19 protein-coding genes are annotated in these 21,661 nt (G+C 54.5%); 7 read left to right on the forward strand and 12 right to left on the reverse strand.

The genetic code is table 11. The features are described from left to right. The first annotated feature begins 119 nt into the window (after positions 1 to 119). Positions 120 to 866 (forward strand): SDR family oxidoreductase, encoded by a 747-nt coding sequence (locus tag P8S54_RS10280; protein ID WP_281441676.1) that lies wholly within the window; start codon positions 120 to 122, stop codon positions 864 to 866. Between the two features lie 104 nt (positions 867 to 970). On the opposite strand, the gene ybiO is transcribed toward P8S54_RS10280, so the two are convergent. From ybiO to P8S54_RS10305, 5 genes are all read right to left on the reverse strand, one after another. Continuing rightward, positions 971 to 3,346, reverse strand: a complete 2,376-nt coding sequence (gene ybiO, locus P8S54_RS10285; RefSeq protein ID WP_281441677.1) for a mechanosensitive channel protein — start codon at positions 3,344 to 3,346, stop codon at positions 971 to 973. A 210-nt stretch (positions 3,347 to 3,556) separates the two neighbouring features. Further along, the gene (locus P8S54_RS10290; protein WP_009098396.1) at positions 3,557 to 3,988 is read right to left on the reverse strand and encodes a YqaA family protein; all 432 of its coding nucleotides are present in this window, start codon (positions 3,986 to 3,988) and stop codon (positions 3,557 to 3,559) included. 13 nt (positions 3,989 to 4,001) lie between these two features. Continuing rightward, positions 4,002 to 4,826 carry an IclR family transcriptional regulator C-terminal domain-containing protein gene (locus tag P8S54_RS10295; protein WP_281441678.1) on the reverse strand — a complete coding sequence of 275 codons (825 nt, stop codon included), beginning with the start codon at positions 4,824 to 4,826 and terminating at the stop codon, positions 4,002 to 4,004. Between the two features lie 109 nt (positions 4,827 to 4,935). Then, positions 4,936 to 5,742 carry an enoyl-CoA hydratase gene (locus P8S54_RS10300; protein WP_281441679.1) on the reverse strand — a complete coding sequence of 269 codons (807 nt, stop codon included), beginning with the start codon at positions 5,740 to 5,742 and terminating at the stop codon, positions 4,936 to 4,938. 103 nt (positions 5,743 to 5,845) lie between these two features. Beyond that, the gene (locus P8S54_RS10305; RefSeq protein WP_281441680.1) at positions 5,846 to 6,841 is read right to left on the reverse strand and encodes a rhodanese-related sulfurtransferase; all 996 of its coding nucleotides are present in this window, start codon (positions 6,839 to 6,841) and stop codon (positions 5,846 to 5,848) included. 226 nt (positions 6,842 to 7,067) lie between these two features. Between P8S54_RS10305 and P8S54_RS10310 the strand changes: the two genes are divergently transcribed. Further along, positions 7,068 to 7,757, forward strand: coding sequence for a pirin family protein (locus P8S54_RS10310; RefSeq protein ID WP_281441681.1), 690 nt, complete (start codon positions 7,068 to 7,070; stop codon positions 7,755 to 7,757). Between the two features lie 56 nt (positions 7,758 to 7,813). Here the strand turns inward: P8S54_RS10310 and serA are convergent, their stop codons facing one another. After that, positions 7,814 to 9,058: a phosphoglycerate dehydrogenase gene (serA, locus tag P8S54_RS10315; protein WP_009098384.1), complete on the reverse strand. Its 1,245-nt coding sequence runs from the start codon at positions 9,056 to 9,058 to the stop codon at positions 7,814 to 7,816. Positions 9,059 to 9,340: 282 nt separating this feature from the next. Here serA and P8S54_RS10320 point away from each other — a divergent pair, with 282 nt between their 5' ends. The 5 genes from P8S54_RS10320 (at position 9,341) to P8S54_RS10340 (ending at position 13,980) form a co-directional block, all read left to right on the forward strand. After that, positions 9,341 to 9,634: an exodeoxyribonuclease VII small subunit gene (locus tag P8S54_RS10320; protein WP_009098383.1), complete on the forward strand. Its 294-nt coding sequence runs from the start codon at positions 9,341 to 9,343 to the stop codon at positions 9,632 to 9,634. After that, a complete protein-coding gene (gene ispA / locus P8S54_RS10325) occupies positions 9,628 to 10,521 on the forward strand; it encodes a (2E,6E)-farnesyl diphosphate synthase (protein WP_281441682.1) in 894 nt (297 codons plus the stop codon). The genes P8S54_RS10320 and ispA overlap by 7 nt, the downstream gene beginning before the upstream one ends. A 52-nt stretch (positions 10,522 to 10,573) precedes the next feature. Then, positions 10,574 to 12,490: a 1-deoxy-D-xylulose-5-phosphate synthase gene (gene dxs, locus P8S54_RS10330; RefSeq protein ID WP_281444093.1), complete on the forward strand. Its 1,917-nt coding sequence runs from the start codon at positions 10,574 to 10,576 to the stop codon at positions 12,488 to 12,490. A gap of 30 nt (positions 12,491 to 12,520) precedes the next feature. Continuing rightward, a complete protein-coding gene (gene djlA / locus P8S54_RS10335) occupies positions 12,521 to 13,279 on the forward strand; it encodes a co-chaperone DjlA (protein ID WP_281441683.1) in 759 nt (252 codons plus the stop codon). A 68-nt stretch (positions 13,280 to 13,347) separates the two neighbouring features. After that, complete coding sequence (locus tag P8S54_RS10340) at positions 13,348 to 13,980, forward strand: glutathione S-transferase family protein (protein ID WP_281441684.1); 633 nt, start codon at positions 13,348 to 13,350, stop codon at positions 13,978 to 13,980. Between the two features lie 41 nt (positions 13,981 to 14,021). Here P8S54_RS10340 and cheZ read toward each other — a convergent pair whose 3' ends face one another. The 6 genes from cheZ to ribA all read right to left on the reverse strand — a co-directional run bounded on the left by cheZ (position 14,022) and on the right by ribA (position 21,433). Further along, positions 14,022 to 14,708, reverse strand: a complete 687-nt coding sequence (cheZ, locus tag P8S54_RS10345) for a protein phosphatase CheZ (RefSeq protein ID WP_281441685.1) — start codon at positions 14,706 to 14,708, stop codon at positions 14,022 to 14,024. Between the two features lie 391 nt (positions 14,709 to 15,099). Continuing rightward, the gene (locus P8S54_RS10350; protein WP_009098371.1) at positions 15,100 to 15,531 is read right to left on the reverse strand and encodes a response regulator; all 432 of its coding nucleotides are present in this window, start codon (positions 15,529 to 15,531) and stop codon (positions 15,100 to 15,102) included. Continuing rightward, positions 15,528 to 16,832: a PAS domain-containing sensor histidine kinase gene (locus P8S54_RS10355; RefSeq protein ID WP_281441686.1), complete on the reverse strand. Its 1,305-nt coding sequence runs from the start codon at positions 16,830 to 16,832 to the stop codon at positions 15,528 to 15,530. Before P8S54_RS10355 ends, P8S54_RS10350 begins: the two co-directional genes overlap by 4 nt. After that, entirely contained in the window at positions 16,832 to 19,390 is a 2,559-nt protein-coding gene (locus P8S54_RS10360; RefSeq protein WP_281441687.1) for a PAS domain-containing protein, read from the reverse strand. The genes P8S54_RS10355 and P8S54_RS10360 overlap by 1 nt, the downstream gene beginning before the upstream one ends. Positions 19,391 to 19,416: 26 nt before the next feature. Further along, positions 19,417 to 20,727 carry a diguanylate cyclase gene (locus P8S54_RS10365; RefSeq protein WP_281441688.1) on the reverse strand — a complete coding sequence of 437 codons (1,311 nt, stop codon included), beginning with the start codon at positions 20,725 to 20,727 and terminating at the stop codon, positions 19,417 to 19,419. A 70-nt stretch (positions 20,728 to 20,797) separates the two neighbouring features. Next, positions 20,798 to 21,433 (reverse strand): GTP cyclohydrolase II, encoded by a 636-nt coding sequence (gene ribA / locus P8S54_RS10370; RefSeq protein WP_035540358.1) that lies wholly within the window; start codon positions 21,431 to 21,433, stop codon positions 20,798 to 20,800. Between the last annotated feature and the right edge of the window lie 228 nt (positions 21,434 to 21,661).

A 21,661-nucleotide genomic window follows, 5' to 3' on the forward strand; every position in this document is an offset into this window, starting at 1 on the left:
CCTAACTAGAGTAGCTCGGCTTATATTTTGTTCAACCTCTGTACAATTTATTGACAAACGCTGAGTACACGCAGAGAGTCATGGCTGTCGTTGACATTCTTCAAGACTGAGGAGCTGCTATGCATACACCCGCTGCATTAGTGACCGGAGGCGCCACCCGCTTGGGGCGCCACTTCGCCGAAGCCCTGGCGGAAAAAGGCTATGATATTGCGTTGCACGTCAATAGCTCACGGGGGGAGGCCGAAGAGGTTGCCAAAGGCATTCGCCAAAGAGGCCAAGCGTGCGAAATACTGCCGTGCAACTTCTTAAGCGACGCTCTTGAAGAGCTGGTAGCCGCTGCCAAGCAGCGCTTTCCAGGCCTGAATGTGCTGCTAAATAGTGCTTCTGCGTATGAACCGGCGCCTATTGCTAGCACCAACATGGCGATGCTGGAAACGCAGTTTCGGGTCAATCTGTTTACGCCGCTGCTCCTCACGCGCCACTTTGCAGAGGCCGTAGAGAACGGTCAGGTCATCAACATCATTGATAATAAAGTGGCCTACCACCAGTACCCTTACGCGGCCTATTTACTGTCGAAAAAGAGCCTTGCCGACATGACGCGCATGGCGGCACTGGAATTTTCCCCACGCCTGCGTATTAACGGTATTGCGCCCGGCGTGGTACTCCCTGCGTCCCAACGCACCAGCGACTATATTCAATGGCGTATAGAAGGCATTCCGCTTAAACAGCAGGGTGACCCCAGCCATCTCGTACAAGCTCTGTACTACTTACTGGATAACAACTTCGTGACCGGGCAAGTCCTGTTTGTAGATGGCGGTGAGTCAAACAACCTGGAAGGGCGGCACTCAGAAAACTACCCTGTGTAGCCACCCTTCACGCCTTTATGCACTGCCTCAAACGCAGCGGGGCCGCCCAAAGGCGGCCCCGCTGTGCGCTATCACCATCCCGACTACTTCGCCGGGTGTGGGTTCTAATCCTCGTCATAGTCTCCTTTAAATTCAGGATTTGACTTGGAGCGCGGGTCATCTTCGCTCAGGCGACTCGCATCTCCCGAGCGCGGCTGACCACCGGGACGGCCATCGATATCAAAGTCCTGCCGCATGATGCGCAGGTTGGCCGGCGGTGCTTCACCCTCTTTGCCCACGCCAAAGTAGAGCGTGGTATGCGGGAACGGAATCTCAATACCCACATTATCAAAGTGGATTTTCACTAAGCGGTTATACGCTCGCCCAATGGCCCACTGCATGCCTGGAATGGTTTTAATACGCACGCGAATGTTAACCGCGCTATCCCCAAGGCTGGTGACCCCGGCGACTTCAAGCGGCGCCAGGATATTCATTTTATGTTCGTCACTGGCGGACAGCTCGTCAAACGCATTACGCAGCTGAACGATGGCATCGTCAATGCTTTCACGATAGGCAATACCGTATTCACCCACATGGTAGCCAAAATCACGCATGTAGTTGGAAACGGTATCGACACTTGAGAACGGTACGATGTGGTAAGTACCGTTAATATCGCGAATACCCACCGAGCGAATACTAAGCCGCTCTGCCGTTCCCGTAATGCCGCCCAGGGTCACCACATCGCCAGTATTCATGGCATTTTCAACCTGAATAAAGACGCCAGTGATGACATCCTGAACCAGCTTCTGTGCACCAAAACCAATCGCTAGACCCAGCACACCGGCACCGGCAATCAGCGGGCCGATATTAATGCCGATTTCCGACAGTACGATCATGCCGGTAATGGTCACCATGGCGATAGCAAGCGCATTGCGGAACAAGCTCAATAGGGTTTTAGCGCGCGGAGAGGGTTCACCAAGGCCTGTTTCCGGGTTGAGTTTATGCTCAATCAGGCTTGCGAGTCCCAGCCACACGCCAAGCGCCACAATTAGAATGATTGCAACGCCGAATAGGTTGCCCACCAGATTGGCACCACGTTCAGAAGCGTACCAAGCCGTCAGGTTAAAGGCGCCCCAAGCATCCAGCACTACCATGATGACCGCGATCAAAATAATGGTACGCAGCACACGCAGCGCATTAGGCACGTAGCTGTTTAAACGTGCTTCTAGCAGCGGCAATTTACGACGTAGATCATCGGAAAGTTGGATACGACGGCCAATGGTTTGGCTCAAGAACGACGAGAGCAGAATGCCAATGACCACGGCAGCCAGCGTTTTCAGCGTCGCAAAAAGCACAAACGGCAGGGCGTCTCCAGGGCGTACTAACGTAAGTACAAAGACAATCAGGAAATAGAGCAGCGCAAACAGATGCCAGGTACGGGCGAACAGCTGCAGCGAGACACGGCTAGCGGTTAACGTTGAGCGCGCCGCCATGTCATTCAGGTTATCCCGCAGGCGAAGGCGGTTTTTAAGCACCACGCCCACCGCGTAAATAAACGCAAGCACCATAATGACAGTGCCTAACAACTGCCCAAGTGCAGCTGCCAAGTAGAAGTTGACCAGGGGCACCACTACCATTAAGCCGTACCCGACCATACCAATCAGGCGCGCTAACCAACGGTTCCAGTACGACGCTTCTGTAGCTGAAATAGGTAGCAGGCGCAGCCCTTCATAGCGCGAAGAGAACAGCATCCGCACGGCCGCTTTAAGCAGCTCAATAATCAGGAAGGCATTTAAAAAGAGTGACGCACGGGTAGAGAGCTCGCCGGTTTCGCCCACCGCAAAGGTCGCTAGCAGGTTACCGCCTACATAGGCCAGGGCGACCAGTAACACATCGATGACCGCGGCAATAGCAACGCATACCACCAGCCTAAGAACAGGGGTTAGCCCGCTGCCCAGTTGCGACCAAGCACTAATTTTTGTGAAAAGAGGCTTCGCAAGGCGACGGAAGACCACAAACATCGCAAAGGTAGCGACAATCACGATCCCCAAATTTATCGCCGCGTTGATGAAGCCCGCTGTATCAAAGGTACCGGCCCCTTGCCCCGTAAACAGGCCGCTCACCATCGTAAACGCCTGCTCCAGTTGCCTGCCAATATCCGTGACTACCCCGCTGGTTAGCTCAGCTAACTGACGCGGTAGCGATACATTTTCAGGGGCCACCTCGCCGCCCTGTGCGGCCGCTTCCGGCGACAGCTCGTTGGCTAATCCTGCGGGAAGCGTTGAGGCTTGATTGCGCAGCAGCTCTATCAGCGCTTGTCGCCCCTGCTCATCCTCAAGCAAATCAGCAAGCGCGGCGTAGGTGGGCGCTTCCTGCGCTGTTTGGGTGGCCTCTTGCTCTTCTGCCGTGAACGTCGTTTGCGCCAACGCGGGCGTTGCCAGTAAGGCAAACAGCGCTAACATCAAGACGCTTAGCCAGGGTAGTAAACGTAGTGGCGTCACACCTTAACCTCCCTTCGGGTGAGTATTTTTCAACAATCTACGATTGAATCGCTGTATACAAATCATAGCGCACCCAGCAGGGGTGCAAAGCTTGTATAAAGATAGCCTAGGGTAACATGGGATTATCACGTTCGTTGAAGGGGCAGCGGCGCTTAGCACGCGCATTGCGGCATTAACGGCCTCTCTTAACGGATAGGATTTTGCTAGGCATCAGCTGCAGAGCGGTGCCAACCATTGATGGGCCAGGGCAAGCACTAAGGCATAGCGTGCACCTTTAGCAAGTACGATCCATAGCAGAGCTCGCCACCAGGGCAGTTTGAAAACACCCGCCAGCACCGTTAATGGGTCGCCAATAATTGGCGCCCAGGAAATCAGCAGGCTGTACTCACCAAAGCGGTGATACCAGCGCTCAGCTCGCGCGAGGCTAGCAGGGGACGCGGGGAACCAGCGGCGATGTTGAAATTTTCGAGCATAGCGCCCCATCGCTACGTTAATCAGGCTACCAAGGGTATTGCCGGTGGTGGCGACTATCCACAGGCCAAGTGCTGGCTCTCCCAGACACCATAACCGGGCTAACCACACCTCAGAGCCGCCGGGTAGTAGCGTAGCGCTAGCCAACGCCACCCAAAACAAGCTAAACATTAAGCGTTACACCTTAACAACGGGGCAGATGACCGCCTAACTGTAGCGTGATCTCGTCGGCGATTTTGCGCACCAGTGCACCCAGCGCTAACAAACGCTCTTCAGGAATGCGCGCCATTGGCCCAGACACCGAAATCGCCGCCAGCGGCGTTCTATGCTCATCATAAATACAAGCAGCGACGCAGTGCAGGCCGATGGCATGCTCTTCGCGATCGCAGGCAAACCCCTGGGCGCGAATGGCGGCCATTTCTGTTAACAGAGTGTCGGTTTGGTAGAGAGTGTTTTCGGTGACCCGGCCAAGCTCGTAGCCTTTCAGCAGTTCGGCGCGCTCCTCATCGCTCATCCAGGCTAACAGCGCTTTACCCACGCCCGACGCGTGAAGCGGGGCGCGGGAGCCCAAGCGCGTAATCATGCGCATCATTTGAGGTGACTCATGCTGGGCCAAAAACACAGCCGTTGCGCCATCTCGGATGCCCAGGTTGGCAGTTTCGCCGGTCTCTGCGGTTAAGCGGCGTAAAAAAGGGCGGCTTTTGGCGACCACGTCCCGAGCTTCCAAAAAGCTGTTACCAATGCGGAACGTTTTCACATCGATTCGCCATAGCCCCTGCTCGCTCTCTTGGGTCACAAAGCCTTGGCTCTGCAGCGCTTGCAGCAAACGGTGGGTGGTAGAGGGCGCAAGGTCAGCCATTTCCGCCAGTTCTGAAAGGGCTAGCCCTAGTGGGCTTGCTGATAAATACTCAAGCAACGTGAGGCCACGTACCAACGATTGGCTGTGCCCGCCGCTTGCTTTGGTGGCTCCCGCCGGGCGTCCGACTGACCTGCGCTTGACTTCACTCACCCTGTTCTCCCTTGAAGGCGTCTTGGCGTAAAGGGGGTGAGGATAACGCGCCTTATAGGCGTTGTCGCGTTTACGGAAACAAATTCCACCAATGCCGACAAGTGCTTCGCTAACGGTGTCGCCACTGGGGAGCGCGCTTGGCAATAAAGGCATCTATGCCTTCGCCAACGTCTTCTGCCTGCATATTGCAGGCCATGGTTTCGCCAGCAAAGGCGTAGGCTTCATCCAACGGCATCGCTAGCTGACGGGAAAACATCGCTTTACCAGTGCGCACCGCCACCGCGCTTTTGGCGCAAATACTTGCGGTCAAAGCATCAACCGCGCTGTCCAGCGCATCGTCCTCTGCGACGCGGTTGATTAACCCCCACTCGGCCGCCTGGGCCGCGCTGATAAACTCGCCGGTGAGCAGCATTTCCATGGCCCGCTTACGGGCAACATTGCGCGATAGTGCTACCGCAGGGGTTGAGCAAAATAGCCCCACGTTAATGCCCGACACCGCAAACCGCGCGCTGCTGGCAGCCACCGCTAAATCGCAGCTGGCGACGAGCTGGCAGCCGGCGGCTGTGGCAATACCCTGGACTTTAGCAATCACTGGTACGGGCAGATTAACAATTGCCTGCATCACCGCGCCGCACCGCGCAAACAGCGCTTGGTAGTAGGCTTTATCAGGGTTGGCGCGCATCTGTTTTAAATCGTGCCCCGCGCAGAACGCTTTGCCACTCGCGGCAAGTACCACACAGCGCACCTGCTCATCCTGGGCGATGTCGTCTAACGCGCTTTGCAGCGCCGAGAGCATTGCTTCAGAGAGCGCATTAAAACGTTCAGGTTGGTTAAGGGTTAGCGTGGTAACGCCCTGGTGGTCAGCACGCTGAAGCAAATTATCCGCGGCCAGGGGTGTCGTGGGGGGAGTTGGCATGGGAAGCTCCTAGACAATGGGTTGTTGCTAGTCTAACGCTTCCCTAGAGAGGTATTGGGCAAAGTAAGACCAAAGTGGCCTCTGCAAAGCAAGAGGCCACGCTTTACGCTTTTTCGACTACGTCTTTAGGCTCCTTCTTGCGACCGTTCTGGCGCTGGTCATAGCCCAGTGGATGGGGTTCACCGCGCGCCTTTGCCAGTTCAATTTGGCGCTGACGCTCGCGGGCGGCGGCGCGGGTTTTCTCAGGCAGCGAGTCGATACAGTGGGGGCAGCTAATACCCGGCTCATAGGCCGACGACTGCATATCTTCAAGAGAAATGGGCATCCGGCAGGCGTGGCACTGCTCGTGCTCGCCTTCGCTGAGGTCATGACGAACCGTAACGCGGTTATCAAACACAAAGCACTCGCCGCGCCACAGGGATTGCGCTTCCGGCACTTTTTCCAGGTAGTTCAGCACGCCGCCTTTCAGGTGGTAGACCTCTTCAAAACCCTCTTTCAGCATGAAGCTGGAGGCTTTTTCGCAGCGGATACCGCCGGTGCAGAACATGGCAACTTTCTTGTGCTTTTCCGGGTTGTAGTGCTCGCGCACGTACCCAGGGAACTCGCGAAACGTGGTGGTTTTGGGGTCAACTGCACCTTCAAAGCTGCCAATCGCCACTTCGTAATCGTTGCGGGTATCAATCACCAGTACTTCCGGGTCGGAGATCACGTCGTTCCAGTTTTCTGGCTCAACGTAAGTACCCACGGTGTCGTTGGGGTCGATGTCCGGCACGCCCAAGGTGACGATCTCTTTTTTCAGCTTCACCTTGGTGCGGTAGAAGGGCGGCTCATCGCAGAACGACTCTTTGTGGTCGATATCGCTTAAGCGGGGGTCGGCCGTCAGCCATGACAGCAGGGCATCGATGCCTTCGCGCGTACCGGCAACGGTGCCATTAATGCCCTCTTTGGCCAGTAGCAGCGTGCCTTTTACGCCGTTCTCGACCATGGTTTGGTGCAGCGGCTCGCGCAGCGCTTCAAAGTCATTCAAGGTGACAAATTTATATAGCGCAGCCACCACAATGGGCGGCGCTGAGGTTGAGATAGGGGTAGGTGCCGTCATGGTAAAACTCCTGGTAGTCGCCCTCGCAAAGGGCGGACCGGGTTAAAAGAGGCGCGCATTTTAACGAAAAATGAGCAAAAAGTTCAGCAAAACCTAGATGCAACACACAACCACAACACCCAATCGTCGATTTATTCGATGTTACCGTATAGAAACCTTCACCCCACGCCAACCCGTGCCGGACGTATAGTAAGCATCACTGTTAATCACTCTTTGGGAGCACCCCATGCAGATTCGTCGTTCAAACGAGCGGGGCTATGCCGATCACGGCTGGCTGCGCTCCTACCATACGTTCTCGTTCGCCAATTATATGGACCCTAACCACATGGGATTCCGTGCGCTAAGGGTTATCAACGAAGACCGGGTAACGCCTGGTAACGGTTTTGGCGCCCACCCCCACCGGGACATGGAAATTCTCTCCTATGCACTGGAAGGGGAAATGGAGCATCGCGACAATATGGGCAATGGCGAGGTCATGCGCCCAGGCGACGTGCAGCGCATGTCGGCGGGCACCGGCGTACTGCACAGTGAGTTCAATCACTCCAAAGAGAATGGCCTGCACTTTCTACAGATTTGGATTCAGCCTGCTAAACGCGGCATTACGCCCAGCTACGAACAGAAACACTTTCCCGTTTCTGAACGTCAGAGCCAGTGGCGTTTAGTGGTTTCCCAGGAAGGACGCGAGGGGTCGGTCAGTATCAATCAGGACGTTAACCTCTACGCGAGTTTACTTAGCCCTGGGGATCAGGTGGCACCACCTGCTACCCGTTACGCATGGCTACACGTGGTAAAAGGCGCGGTAGAGGTTAACGGGGAAACGCTGAGCACCGGCGATGCGGCAGCGTTCACCCCCGAAGAGGTAATAACACTGACCTGTAAAGAGGCGGGCGAAGTGCTGCTGTTTGACCTTGCGTGATGAGCGGTAGAACACAAAACGGCCCCTTAAAGGGCCGTTTTGGTGAGAAGCGCTACTTAACTATTGTGCGCCGAGTAGAGAGCACGAATTTTCAGCGTGTGCTCGACTTCTCTCAAAGCTTCCAGCGCCTGGGGGCCGTAAGCTTTATCCACGTCGATGACGACGTAGCCCACTTTATCGTTGGTTTGCAGATACTGACCCGAGATATTGATGCCGTTTTCAGACAGCACACGGTTAATCTGGGAAAGTACGCCGGGCACGTTATCGTGAATGTGCAGCAAGCGGTGCTTGTCCGGGTGCGCTGGCAGCGCCACTTCGGGGAAGTTGACCGAGGTCACCGTGGTGCCGTTATCTGAATAGGTAATCAGCTTTTCGGCCACTTCAATACCGATGTTCTCCTGGGCTTCCAGGGTAGAACCACCGATATGCGGCGTCAGGATCACATTTTCCAGGCCACGCAGCGGGCTTTGGAACTCTTCATCGTTGCCTTTAGGCTCCACCGGAAAAACGTCGATGGCGGCACCGTTAAGTTTGCCGGCCTTAATAGCGTCTGCCAGCGGCTCAATTTCCACCACGCTGCCACGGGCTGCGTTAATTAGGATGGCGCCATCTTTCATGGCAGCAATCTCTTTCGCGCCCATCATCCAGCGGGTTGAAGGCAGGTCGGGCACGTGCAGGCTAACCACGTCTGAACGTTCAAGCAGTTGCTCAAGGCTGGCCACTTGGTTCGCGTTACCCATCCCCAGTTTGGTGATGACATCGTAAAAAATGACGTTGAAGCCCAGCGACTCGGCCAATACAGAGAGCTGCGCACCAATGCTGCCGTAGCCCACGATACCCAGGGTTTTACCCCGTGCTTCGTGGGAGTTTTTCGCTGATTTCAGCCAACCACCCTGGTGGGCACGGGCGTTTTTCTCAGGAATACCGCGCAGCAGCATAATCGCTTCTGCCAGCACCAACTCGGCCACCGAACGGGTATTGGAGTAAGGCGCATTGAACACGGCGATACCGCGTTTGAGCGCTGCTTCCAGGTCAACTTGGTTGGTACCGATACAGAAACAGCCAACGCTCACCAGCTTCTCTGCCGCTGCGAACACCCGCTCGGTTAACTGAGTGCGAGAGCGAATGCCGATGAAGTGAACGTCGCGGATCTTCTCGATCAGCGCCTCTTCATCTAGCGAGGTAGGCAGAAGCTCGATGTTCTCGTAGCCTGCGTTGTGAAAATTGTCCACCGCGCTTTGGTGGACGCCCTCGAGCAGCAGGATCTTGATCTTGCTCTTGTCCAGGGACGTTTTGGCCATGGCTGAATCAACCTCTATGGTCGGCGGCATGCGCCGTGTATCGGTTCACGGGAGGCACGTATAGTAGCACAGCACCCGGGGCTCCCGGCGCCTTGAAATGATGAAAAGTGTGCGCTTTCAAGATGAACCGGGCGCAAGTCGGAAAATGCCCGTCTGGATGAGGGCAGACGCCACCCCCTTGCCTCGGTGTATACTGTGCGCTTGTTTTTGGTAGCACGACCGCAGCCCCACTTGCCGCCCTTTATCTGTTTGTGGCGTCCGTAAACCAGTAGGCATTAACCAATGAGCGAACACACACCACCCGCGCAAGATTTTGCCGCAACGGTCTCACAGTTAGAGAGCCTTGTGGAACGCCTTGAGTCCGGCGACCTCTCATTGGAAGATGCGCTGACAGCTTTCGAGCAAGGCGTCCGGCTAACCCGTGACGCCCAGCAGCGTCTCGACAGCGCAGAGCTAAAGGTGCGCGCCTTAAGCGAAGACCGCGACGGCCGTTTAGCGGTCGCCCCCTTTGCTGCCACCCCGGACGACACTGCCCAAACCAATGGGGACGACAGCGAGGAGACGCCACCATGGTAACCGCTAACCCAACACGGCTAACCACCCTGCGCCAAACCAGCAACGCCCGGGTAGACGCCACCCTTGCCGCGCTATTCGACAGCCACCGCGCCGTTGATCCGCGCCTGGAAGCCGCCATGCGCCACGGCCTGCTGGTAGGCGGCAAACGCCTGCGCCCGCTGCTGGTGTATCTCGCAGGGCAGGCCCTGGGCGCTGATGATGAGGCCCTGGATGCCCCGGCGGCGGCGATTGAGCTGATTCACGCTTACTCGCTAATCCATGACGATTTACCCGCCATGGACGACGACGACTTGCGCCGCGGCCAACCGACGGTACATAAAGCCTTCGATGAAGCTACCGCTATTCTGGCCGGTGATGCGCTACAAGCGTTAGCGTTTGAAGTGCTCGCCCGCCGCCCGCACCCCCGGCTTGGCAGTATGGTGACTACGCTGGCGGTGGCTTCGGGTCGAGAAGGTATGGTCGCAGGCCAAGCACTGGACCTTGCCGCTGTGGGCGGCCACCCGGATGTCGACGCGCTAGCGCACATGCACAGCCATAAAACCGGCGCGCTCATTGTGGCCGCGGTACGTCTCGGTGGGCTAGCCGCCGTTGAAGAACAGGACCCGCGCTTAAGCGCATTAATTCGCTACGCCCGCGCCATTGGTCTAGCCTTCCAGATTCACGATGATGTGCTGGACGTGACGGGTGATACCGCCACGCTGGGTAAAGCATCCGGTGCCGATGCCGCCCGTGCCAAGCCCACTTATCCTAGCCTGCTAGGGCTTGCGGGCGCACAGCGCAAAGCACAAGCGCTGATTGATGAGGCTATTGCCGCCCTCGCCCCCCTGGGGGAGCGTGCCGCACCGCTGGCCGACCTGGCGCACTATATGATCGAGCGCGACCACTAAACGATGCTCTTAACCATGTTCTTAACTCCATACTCATGAAAACATGCCGCCTATGAAGCTGTTCGACGAGATACCCCGCGAGCGCCCGACGACACCGCTGCTCGACTCCTTTGAGCACCCTGCCGCCCTGCGTGCCATGAATAGTAAGCAGCTTGCCCAGCTGGCAGATGAGCTGCGCGCTTACCTGCTGTATAGCGTCGGCGTTTCCGGCGGCCACTTTGGCGCAGGCCTCGGCGTCGTGGAGCTTAGCGTAGCGCTGCACCACGCTTTTCATACCCCTAAAGACCGCCTAGTGTGGGACGTGGGCCATCAAGCTTACCCCCATAAAATTCTCACGGGGCGCCGCGACGCTATGCTCAGTATTCGCCAGCACGGCGGCCTTGCAGCCTTTCCCCACCGGGCAGAGTCGGAGTACGACACCTTTGGCGTCGGCCACTCCAGCACCTCAATATCCGCGGCCCTTGGCATGGCGCTGGCCGCCCAAGCGCAAGGCAACCCACGCAGGGTGTGTGCGGTTATTGGCGACGGCGCGCTAACCGCAGGCATGGCGTTTGAAGCACTGGCCCATGCCGGTCACGTTAACGCTAACCTGCTGGTGGTGCTGAACGACAACGAAATGTCGATTTCTGAAAACGTCGGCGGCATCGCGACGTACCTTGCCCGCGTGCTGTCCAGCAAGCCTTATCTCAAAATGCGCGAAGAGAGCAAAAAGGTGCTTTCACACCTGCCCGGCGCCCTCGAGCTTGCCCGGCGCACCGAAGAGCACATGAAAGGTATGGTGAGCCCCGCCACGCTGTTTGAAGAGATGGGCTTTAACTACGTCGGCCCCATCGATGGCCATGATTTGGACGCGCTAACCAGCACGCTGCACAACCTGCGCGATGAAGATGGGCCGCAGTTCCTGCATATTAAAACCGTCAAAGGTAAAGGCTTCTTACTCGCTGAAGCTGACCAGATTGGTTATCACGCCATCACTAAGCTGGAAAAACCTAGCGACATCGCCAAAGCATCGCTGGTGAAAAAGCCGGTAGCGCCAAAACAGAGCCCGAAGAAATACTGCAACGTCTTTGGTGACTGGCTATACGATATGGCCGCCGCCGACCCGCGGCTGATGGGCATTACTCCCGCCATGCGCGAAGGCTCAGATTTAATTCGCTTTTCCCAAGCCTACCCTGAGCGCTACTTTGATGTCGCCATTGCAGAGCAGCACGCGGTCACCTTGGCAGCAGGTATGGCCTGCGAAGGCATGAAACCGGTGGTGGCGATCTACTCTACCTTTTTACAGCGCGGCTACGACCAGTTGATTCACGATGTGGCCGTACAGAATCTGGATGTCACCTTCGCGATTGACCGTGCAGGGCTGGTGGGGGAAGACGGGCCGACGCACCACGGCAGTATGGATCTTTCATTTTTACGCTGTGTGCCGGGCATGGTGATTTTAGCCCCCGCCGATGAGGCCGAATGCCGCGCCTTGCTTAGCGCCGCGTATCACCACCCTGGCCCCGCTGCCGTACGCTACCCGCGGGGAAGCGGCCCCGGCGTCGATATTCCCACGCACCTGGAACCGCTCGCCATCGGCAAGGCCGAGGTGCGCCGCCACGCCTCAAACGACGGAGTGCGTATCGCACTGCTGGCGTTTGGCAGTGTTAATAGCGCCGCCGCCGACGTGGCTGAAACGCTCAACGCCACTCACATTAATATGCGCTCAATTAAACCGCTTGACCGCGACGCCGTGCTACACGCTGCCGATGAGCACGAACTGCTCGTCACCCTGGAAGAGAACGTGATTGCCGGTGGCGCAGGCAGTGCAGTGAATGAACTCCTCCACGCCGAAGGCGTTCAAGTGGAGGTGCTAAATTTAGGCCTGCCGGACGCCTTTGTTGAACACGGCACCCCCGCCGAGCTTTTACGCGACTGCGGGCTAGATGCAGCGGGCATTGAAAACGCGATCCGCGCCCGATTGCCGTGATTTTTTGACGTTTAAATATTTGAGAATGCAATGCTATTTCTAATTATTCTATTTGGCCTGATTGGCCTCGCCATTGGCGGTTCTTGGGGTTTGCTCACGGGGGGTGTTTTAGGCTGGTGGCTAGGACGGCGCATCAAACGCCGCTTAACCATCGCGCGAATGCAAATCCAAGAGGGCTTTCTAGAGTCGATCTTTTCGGTGATGGGCTGCCTGTGCCAAGCCGACGGCAAGGTCACGGATGGCGAGCTGGGCGTAGCCGAAAAGCTGTTCGACCAGATGCACCTCCAGGGTGAACAGCGCGCCAAAGCGCGTGCCGCCTTTGAACGCGGTCGCGCCGACAATTTCAATCTTGATGCAGAACTGGCCAGCGTCAACCGCCTCACCCAGCGTCAGCCCATTTTACGTCAGGTGTTTTTGCAGGTTCAGCTCACCGCCATTGCTGCCGACGGCGTGCTCCACCCCGCCGAGCACGAAATGATTCTACGTGTGGCCCGCGGTGTTGGCTGCAGCGAAGCCGAAGTTCAACAAATTGAAGCAATGCTGCACGGCGCAGCCGCCAACTCCCAGGGGTCTAGCGAAGAGGCGCTTAAAGATGCGTATCAAGTGCTGGGGGTAAGTGAAGATGCCAGCGATACCGAGATCAAAAAAGCTTACCGCCGCCTAATGAGCCAAAACCACCCGGACAAGCTGGCTGGCAAAGGGCTTCCCGACAGCATGCGCGAAGTTGCCCAGGCCCGCACTAGCGAGATTGGTAATGCCTACGAACGTATTCGCAGCGCCCGGGGGTAGTAGGTAGTGACAGAGGATAACGCTCTGACTAAAGTGAATGCTCTACTGCACGCCAAAGGAGCCGCCTAATGATCACGCTGTACAGCTTTCCTAACTCCCGCTCGCTGCGGGTGGCCTGGACGCTTGAAGAGCTTGGCCTTGCGTATCAGTGCCACCACGTGGCGCTGGATAAGGGTGAAGGCCAAACGGCTGAGCACTTGGCCCGCCACCCGGATGGCAAAGTGCCGGTACTTGAAGAGGGTGAGCTAAGCCTGTTTGAGTCCGCTTCGATCTGCCGCTACTTAGCAGAGCAGTACGGTGACGCTGGCTTACTGCCGAAGAGCGCCGCTGAACGGGCGCAGGTAGATCAATGGCTGAGCTTTATCATCACTGAAGTTGAGCAGCCGCTGTGGCTACAGGCCAAGCATAAGTTTGCCCTGCCCCAAGAACGGCGTGTGCCCGCGGTTTTACCCACCGCCGCGTGGGAGTTCCAGCGCGCACTACACGCGCTTGAGCGCCGCTATGATGGCCAAGAAACCCTTGTCGGCGATACGTTTACCCTGGCAGATCTATTTCTTACCCATACGCTAAGCTGGGCAGCTAGCATGAAGCACCGGTTACCCGAGCCATTAGTGGCTTACCATGCTCGCCATGCGGCACGCCCGGCGATGGCGCGCGCCATAGAAAAAGAGCAGGCCGCAAAAGAAGAGACTGAACATTAATACAGCGACTAACCGCGCCTAGCCACCGGGCTAGGTGTCGGTTAAAAGCCTAGCTCATCCAGCAGGTCATCAACCTGGTCTTGCCCCGCAACGACATCAGTCTTGTGTTGACTGACCTGCGGCCCGTTGCGCAGCTTGGCATGCTCGTCACGGTTATCTTCTGCCTTAACCCCATCGGTTACATTCGGGACATTATCCACCAACACCTGAACCAGCTGCTCTTCGATAAGCTTGATGACTTCCATCATCTTCTTGATCACTTGGCCGGTAAGATCTTGGAAATCTTGCGCCATCATGATTTCTAGCAGCTCTTTTTGTGTGGCGCCGGTGGCATCAGGCAGCGTCTTGCTTAAGTAATGCTGGGTGTCTTCGATAAGCGAAGTATCACCTTCCACCTTGGCCAAAGTGGCAGCCGCTAACTGCCAGCGCTGGCTAAGCGCATCGCCGGCACTCTCAAGGTCATCTTGTAATGGCTGGGCTCGTTCAACAGCATTTAAAGCGCGCTCAGCGGCCTGCTCTGTCATCGCCGCCACATAGCTAAGCCGATCATTGGCATCAGGGATCGCCTGCGCCGCCTGGGAGATCTGCTGATCCAACCCCAGCTCTTTCATACTGTCGCGCAGCAGGCGAGTTACATAGCCTATGCGGTGAATCATGTCATCAGCACTATCGTGCTTTCCCAACACCGACGGCATGGTCGAATCGTGGGCATTCTTAGTCGTGCTCATCGTAGCCTCTACGCTTATTTTTTTATCAGCAGGATTAACATTTTCGCCCGCATTCACGAATAGCACTCAACACTCACTACACACCATCAATGATCTGTATAGAAGCATTTATCTAATACTCTTAGAAAATACGACTCATTACAAATTATTAGAAACGCTTCACCAACGCAGGACTCACCCTTGAGGTGAGCGCTTTCCGTAACGCGCTAACTAACGTGATGATACCCCGCTTAACTTAAGACTGCCCTAATAAAGCTAACCATATAAAATTATGCTGCCGTAGATGCCCCATAAATTTACTCGTCGTATTCTCAGTAATATCGCGCGAGCATTCACAATGGTGATTAACAGGAAGGTTCTGGCGCATGTTAGAGAAACAACACGCACATTTTTAAGATGGCCTTCTTACCAACGTCAACCAGTACTCTTCTAGCGCCTGGATAGCGTTAATAAACTGATCTATATCAACAGGTTTGACAATAAAGCCCGAAGCGCCAAGATCGTAAGAGTCAATAATATCGGACTCTGCTTCCGACGTGGTTAATACAACCACCGGTATTTGACGAAGTGTTTCCAAGGTTTTGAATTTTTTCAGGAACGTTTTGCCATCCATACGCGGCATATTAAGATCGAGCAGAATTAAGTCCGGCTTTGGCGCATTCTGGTAGGGGGCTTCCTGCTTTAAAAATGCTAACGCCTCAACACCATCTCCCACGTCATGCACATCCACCAGTACTTTACCTTCATTGAAGGCCATTTTAGTGAGGTGCACATCCGCGGGTTCATCTTCCACCAGCAATACTTTAAACTGCGCGCGCGTCATTTTTCACTCCCTGCCGATGGCAAATCAAATATAAAACAGGCTCCCCCTTGGGGGCCATCTTCAATGCTTATACGGCCGTTGGTCTTTCTAAGTGCTTTGGCCACCAGTGCTAACCCCATCCCTGTCCCTGGGTACTCTTCGCTGTTAGGCACTAGGCGTGAAAACATATCGAAGATTTGCTCACGATATTCAGGTGCAACACCCTGGCCATTATCCTCTACCCGAAAACGTACTCGGTCACCCACCTTCAGCCCACTCACCACCACACGTAGCGGCCTATCTTTACAGCGGTACTGCCAAGCATTGTGCAGTAATATTTTAAAAATAAGGCTTAGCTGTTTCTTATCAAAATAAACACGGGGCAGCGGTGTAGCTATCTCCAGCTCGCACTCTAACCGCATGGGGTCTAATAGACGCTCCGTCTGATAGACATCTTGCAGGATGGACAGAGTATCCAGCCGCTCAAATACAGGCGGTACGGTACCCAGACTTAAATAGCGCTGTACATCTGCCACGAGCTCACTTAAACGTTGAGACTGGGTACTTATATAGTGAACGGCCATTGCCGTGCCTGGAGAAGCAGCATCAACTTCCCGCTTTAATTGCTGAGAAAAACTAATTAAGCGTCGGCTTGGCTCTTGAAAGTGGTGGGCCATTGCATGACCTAGCCGTTCCAAATCGCGATTCTGATGAGAAAGCGCATCAATTAACTGTTCATTATCTTTCTTTGCTTTACGTAGCCGAAAAATCATAAAAAGCAGCAATGCGATAAACAACGCCTGTGCAGAGATAGCGATCAAACTTATCCATCTCGTTCTACGTTCAGCGGCTATTAATGCGGCTGTCTGCAGGTCCACCTGCTGCTCAACGCTTTTGATATAGTGCCGCTCAGCAGAGCTTTCGAACTCGCTGGTATCGTAGATGGACGATATTAATACCTCGCGGCCATCGATATTGTGCCGCTGGGTATTAATACCGACTACTTTGATGTTGCCATTGGCAAGCCTATGGCGCATGAACAAGTGGTTGGAAGAGCGTTCGCTCGCGCGCGCAATTTCCTCTTCTATCTGTGCCGGCGTTAACAGATTAATTTGACGTATATTGCGCTGCTCAAGATCATCGTAGCCATAAAATTCATAAGCAGCGGCGTTGGCGCGCACAATGTCTCCACTCGTGGTGTCAATCATCCACATAGGCGCTGAGTGACGTTCAAAATATTCATCAAAGCTTGGAGTGGCCCATGCAAACATGGGTAGCAACAACACTAGCAGGAAGCCGAAGAGCCGTCGCGTTTGTTGCATTAAACGGGTCCTTCCACGGTATTTTTTATTGGTAATGTAAAGAAGAAACAGCTGCCTTTTCCTTCTCCAGCCGACTCTACCCAAACATGGCCGTTATAGCGATCCACAATCTTCCGACAAATCGCCAGCCCTACGCCAGTACCTTCATACTTTTCACGGGCATGCAGACGTTGAAACACTTTAAATAAACGTGTGATCTGCTCTGGTGCAATGCCAATACCATTATCACAAACACTGATTTTCCAGCACGACTGATCAACGAGTTCAGTGACTGCAATGTCAATCATCACTGGCTTATCAGTCGCACAATATTTTAATGCGTTGCCTACCAAGTTCTGGAAAAGCCGTGTCATTTCATCGGGACTCGCGACAACCTCTGGCCAGCTACCCGTGATACTTACCTGTGCCTGCGCTTGGTCAATACTTGGCTTGAGGAAGTGGAGCGCTTCTTCAAGAGATGCCTTGAGAGGCATCATCTGCATAGGCTGCCCTTTACGGCCCACTCGGGAGTACTCCAGTAGCGATAGCAACATATTATCGATGCGCGAAGCACCGTCTTGCATGTAATGCAGCATCGTGCGGCCATCGTCATCTAGGGTGTCACCCAAGTGGCGCTGTAGCAGCTGCCCATAGCTGGTCACCATGCGCAGCGGCTGACGTAAATCATGCGATGCCGCGTAAGCAAAATGCTCAAGCTCTTGGTTTGATTTTTCTAAGGATTCTCGGTATTCATCGCGCTCTTTTTGCAGTAAGTGAGCAGCCGTTATGTCGCGTAAGTAACCGTGCCACATGGTACCGCCATCACTTAAACGCTCTGGCATGGCAATGCCGTCTATCCACAGCAACTTGCCGTTAGGATGGTTAACACGGTAGTTGGCATGCCAAATAGTCAATGTCTCTGCTGACAGCCGGATGCTTTCTGCAACGGCCTCCCGGTCATCCGGGTGAATAGCATTAAAGATACGCGTTATATCACTTGCCGCTTCTTCAATAGTTACGCCATAAATAGCTTCAATGCCTGGGCTGGCGTAGGGAAAGCAGGCATGGCCGCTGGGCGCAAGGTGATACTGGTAGATGGTACCAGGCAGCAGGGTTGCCAACTTTTTGAGCTGCTCTGTCACCTCAAAAGCTTCTCCCTCTGCTTCTTTGCGAGACGTGATATCGGTATGCGTGCCCGCCATCCATAACGGTGCTCCTGCTTCATCTCGCTCTACAATGCGGCCACGGTCATGCACCCAAACCCAATGCCCATCTCGATGGCGCATACGCGCTTCTACGCTGTAGCTATCTAAGCGCCCTTCAAAATGATCTTGAAGGGCAGCATTAGAGCGGGCTAGATCATCTGGGTGGCAAAACGTCATCCACGTATCGATGGTCGTGGGCTGTAGCTCAGCTAGCCGATAACCAACCATCTCTGCCCAGCGTTCATTAAAGCGCGTTTCGCCTGTTTGAACATTCCACTCCCAGGTGCCTGCCGCCGTCCCCCACAAAATATGATTAAGCGCCTGGCGCTGCTCTTTAATTTTGACCAAGTGCTTACGCCCCCGCCAATACAGAACGCCCAGCAGCAGTAAAGAGACAATTAAACCACTTAGTAATACGGTGAAAACCCACAGCCAATTGCCAAGCTCACGCTGCAAACGTAGCAACAACGGGGCATTGACAGGGTTATAAGGCGGCACCTGTAACGCCCTAGCCGTCTCTTCAAGGCGCAAGTAATCCATAGGGGCAACAAACCCTAAGGGTGCACCGGGCGGCATATTAAGTAATGCTCTACTCACCGTTCGTTTATCTTCTTCAGAGACGCGGGGCAGTGCGGCAAATGACCATTCGGGATACAGGCGAGTTGAGTGCTCAAAAGGAAAATGAGTATGCTGTTGGGCATTCAATACCTTGAGTTGATCAATACCCTCCCTGCCCTCTTGCTGCCATAATTCGAGCGTCCCGGTTCTCACAAACCCCGCGTCTATGTCTTTATCTATCAAGGCTTGAATAACGGCGTCGTGGTTACCTAGTTCGCGATAAATAGCAAAGCGCTCAGGACGAAATCCATGCTGATAAATTTCATACGCTTGGGTAAGGTACCCCCCTAAAAAGCGCTTACCCGGCATGCCAATGACTAAGCCTTCAAGGTCTTCAAGCTGCTGAAGAGCATCACGATCTGCATGTGTGACGATGACACCACCCAGTGCATTAAGCCGATGTCCTGCATAAGGGCGGGAGAGTGTTGCCAAAGCGCCACTTACATCGTATTGGTGGCGTATCGTTAAGAAGTGCAGCGGATTGGTGAGTACAAAATCAAGGTGTCCCGCTTCGATAGCGGCTTCTAACTGCTCCAGGCTTAAAGCGCTAAGCTCGACAGTCCGCTCCGGAAACGCGCTATTCACAGCGTCTGCCACAGGGGCAAACTCCTGCTCTACAGCGCTTGCATCACGGTAGGCAAAGACACCAATAGTCAGAGAAGCCTGGGCAATACACGGCAGGAGTAGTAGAAGCGCTAACACTAGAGGGGTGAGCCAGCCTTGCTTCGTTATTTTTATAGACGCGGCCAACTGCATACCGTTTATCCTTATCGCATTAAAAGCTAGGCACTATTTACATTCACACAAACACGATTCCGACCACTGTTCTTTGCGTTATAAAGCGCGCTATCTGCTCTGGCTAGCCCCCCGTCGGGTCGATCATCATCAGGGTGCATCATGGTGGCGCCTATACTGGTCGTTACCTTGATCGTTAATGTTTCATCAAGGTCAATATTTAAGCCCTCAACAGCCGATCTAAGCTTTTCAGCCGCTTTTTCTACGCCATCTCGTTCTGTGTGAGGAAGTAAAACAGCAAACTCCTCCCCCCCTAAACGGGCAAATACATCGTTTTCCCTTAACTGCTCAGTTACCACGTGTGAAAAGCGTTTTAACACTTCATCTCCCGCAGCATGCCCATAGGTATCATTAACACTTTTAAACCTATCTAAATCGAGCATAAGCATGCCAACACAGTAGTCAGCTTGGCGCTTAACTCGCCCGTACTCTCTGTCCGCTATATTCATGAAGCTACGGCGATTAAGCAAACCCGTTAACTCGTCATGCATCGCTAAATGGATCAGCCGCTCCTCCATCGCTTTTCGCTCACTAATATCCTGTTGTACGCCTACCATGCGAATAGGGTTTCCCAGCGCGTCTCGCTCAGTGACGTGACCGGATTCAAATAACCACACCCAATGGCCATCACGGTGAAGGATACGAAATTCGCACTGGTAATTAGGCAACTCGCCAGACAGGTGGCGCTCCACGGCTAGCTCAAAATGTTGGCGCTCTTCAGGATGTATGCGCTCTATCCAGGCTTCAGCATTAGCGGGCAGGTCTGGACTATCAGATTTAAAGCCCACGGTAGCCAGCCAGCGATCACTAAAAACAAACTCATTGCGGTCAAACAACCAGTCCCAAACCCCTAGTTTGCCCCCTTCAATGGCTGCCGCCATGCGCTCTTCAGAAAGCACTAAACGTTGCTCAAGCTTAGCGCGGCTAATGGCATAGCGTATGGTGCGTTTTAAAGAGTCCGCATCAATACTGCCTTTAACAAGATAGTCTTGAGCGCCCATTTCAAGCACTTCTAGCGCAAAGTGAGCGTCGTCGTAACCTGTCAATACAACGATGGGCGTTCCAGCAGCGAGCCTTTTACAGGCTTGTACCGTTGCAATACCGCTTGAATCTGGCAAGCTTAAATCGAGCAGAATAACATCAGGGAGTAGGGGCGCTTGCTGTAAATAATCGGCTAACTCTGAGAGGCTGCTTACCCAATCTAGCGTGGTCTCTTGATCATCATATTTAAGCGTATACTTAATAAGACCGGCATCACCGGGATCATCTTCCACAAGCAAAATAGATAAGCGTTGCATCATTATGCCTTTGAGTTATCAATAAGTTTACTTTGCGTTAAAGGCATACAACGGTCAAGCCTCTTTTTTCCTACCCCTTACGCTCAATATCCACGTCGCTGGCCTGGGTAAAATCATCCAGCGCCATCATATGGCCGAGCTTGCCCGCTTTAGTGGAGAGGTAGTGTTCGTTGTGCGGGTTCAGACCTGTGGTAATCGGCAGACGCTCGACCACATTCACTCCATCCCGAGTCAAGGCATCCACCTTGCGCGGGTTATTCGTCATCAGTTTTAACGCCGTAATACCTAAATGGTTGAGCATCGGCACGCACAGGTCATAGCGGCGCATGTCGGCACCAAAACCGAGCTGTTCGTTGGCCTCTACCGTATCGGCCCCCTGGTCTTGAAGGTTGTAGGCGCGAATTTTATTAAGTAGCCCAATACCGCGCCCCTCTTGGCGCAGGTAGAACAGTACGCCCCGGCCCTCTTCGGCAATACGCTTGAGCGCCTCCTGCAGCTGATAACCACAGTCACAGCGCATGGAGAACAGCGCATCGCCGGTTAAGCACTCAGAGTGCACGCGCCCAAGCACTGGCTCGCCGCCGCTCACGTCGCCCAGCGTTAGCGCAATATGGTCTTTACCCGTGGCCTCGTCTTCGAAACCATGCATAGTGAATGTCGCCCAGGGAGTGGGCAGCCGAGAAGCGGCAATGAAGCGGATGGTCACAGGTTACCTCGCTGATCAACCAAACCAGTTAACCACACCAGTGTTGGCAAAGTGGGCACATAGTTTACCAGGAAGCGGCGGCGGCCTCACGGTATCCCTAGGGTGCAACGATTAATAGGGTGCGACGATTAATGCCAGGCCAGACGCCGCCATGCGTCCTATCTTCAAGTACAATTCCTATCTTCAGGTACAAAGACTCCCTTACAATGCGGGCAAATTTCTTAAGAG

Source organism: Halomonas sp. M1 (assembly GCF_029581375.1).
Taxonomy (GTDB): Bacteria; Pseudomonadota; Gammaproteobacteria; order Pseudomonadales; family Halomonadaceae; genus Vreelandella.

What these genes read in the sequence shown, in the direction of transcription:
- P8S54_RS10365 (WP_281441688.1), bottom strand. Translation starts at nt 20,727, where the DNA reads ATGCAACGCTTATCTATTTTGCTTGTGGAAGATGATCCCGGTGATGCC.
- P8S54_RS10355 (WP_281441686.1), bottom strand. Translation starts at nt 16,832, where the DNA reads ATGCAACAAACGCGACGGCTCTTCGGCTTCCTGCTAGTGTTGTTGCTA.
- P8S54_RS10310 (WP_281441681.1), top strand. Translation starts at nt 7,068, where the DNA reads ATGCAGATTCGTCGTTCAAACGAGCGGGGCTATGCCGATCACGGCTGG.
- dxs (WP_281444093.1), top strand. Translation starts at nt 10,574, where the DNA reads ATGAAGCTGTTCGACGAGATACCCCGCGAGCGCCCGACGACACCGCTG.
- P8S54_RS10290 (WP_009098396.1), bottom strand. Translation starts at nt 3,988, where the DNA reads ATGTTTAGCTTGTTTTGGGTGGCGTTGGCTAGCGCTACGCTACTACCC.
- P8S54_RS10320 (WP_009098383.1), top strand. Translation starts at nt 9,341, where the DNA reads ATGAGCGAACACACACCACCCGCGCAAGATTTTGCCGCAACGGTCTCA.
- ispA (WP_281441682.1), top strand. Translation starts at nt 9,628, where the DNA reads ATGGTAACCGCTAACCCAACACGGCTAACCACCCTGCGCCAAACCAGC.
- P8S54_RS10305 (WP_281441680.1), bottom strand. Translation starts at nt 6,841, where the DNA reads ATGACGGCACCTACCCCTATCTCAACCTCAGCGCCGCCCATTGTGGTG.
- serA (WP_009098384.1), bottom strand. Translation starts at nt 9,058, where the DNA reads ATGGCCAAAACGTCCCTGGACAAGAGCAAGATCAAGATCCTGCTGCTC.
- P8S54_RS10340 (WP_281441684.1), top strand. Translation starts at nt 13,348, where the DNA reads ATGATCACGCTGTACAGCTTTCCTAACTCCCGCTCGCTGCGGGTGGCC.
- djlA (WP_281441683.1), top strand. Translation starts at nt 12,521, where the DNA reads ATGCTATTTCTAATTATTCTATTTGGCCTGATTGGCCTCGCCATTGGC.
- cheZ (WP_281441685.1), bottom strand. Translation starts at nt 14,708, where the DNA reads ATGAGCACGACTAAGAATGCCCACGATTCGACCATGCCGTCGGTGTTG.
- P8S54_RS10300 (WP_281441679.1), bottom strand. Translation starts at nt 5,742, where the DNA reads ATGCCAACTCCCCCCACGACACCCCTGGCCGCGGATAATTTGCTTCAG.
- P8S54_RS10280 (WP_281441676.1), top strand. Translation starts at nt 120, where the DNA reads ATGCATACACCCGCTGCATTAGTGACCGGAGGCGCCACCCGCTTGGGG.
- P8S54_RS10360 (WP_281441687.1), bottom strand. Translation starts at nt 19,390, where the DNA reads ATGCAGTTGGCCGCGTCTATAAAAATAACGAAGCAAGGCTGGCTCACC.
- P8S54_RS10350 (WP_009098371.1), bottom strand. Translation starts at nt 15,531, where the DNA reads ATGACGCGCGCGCAGTTTAAAGTATTGCTGGTGGAAGATGAACCCGCG.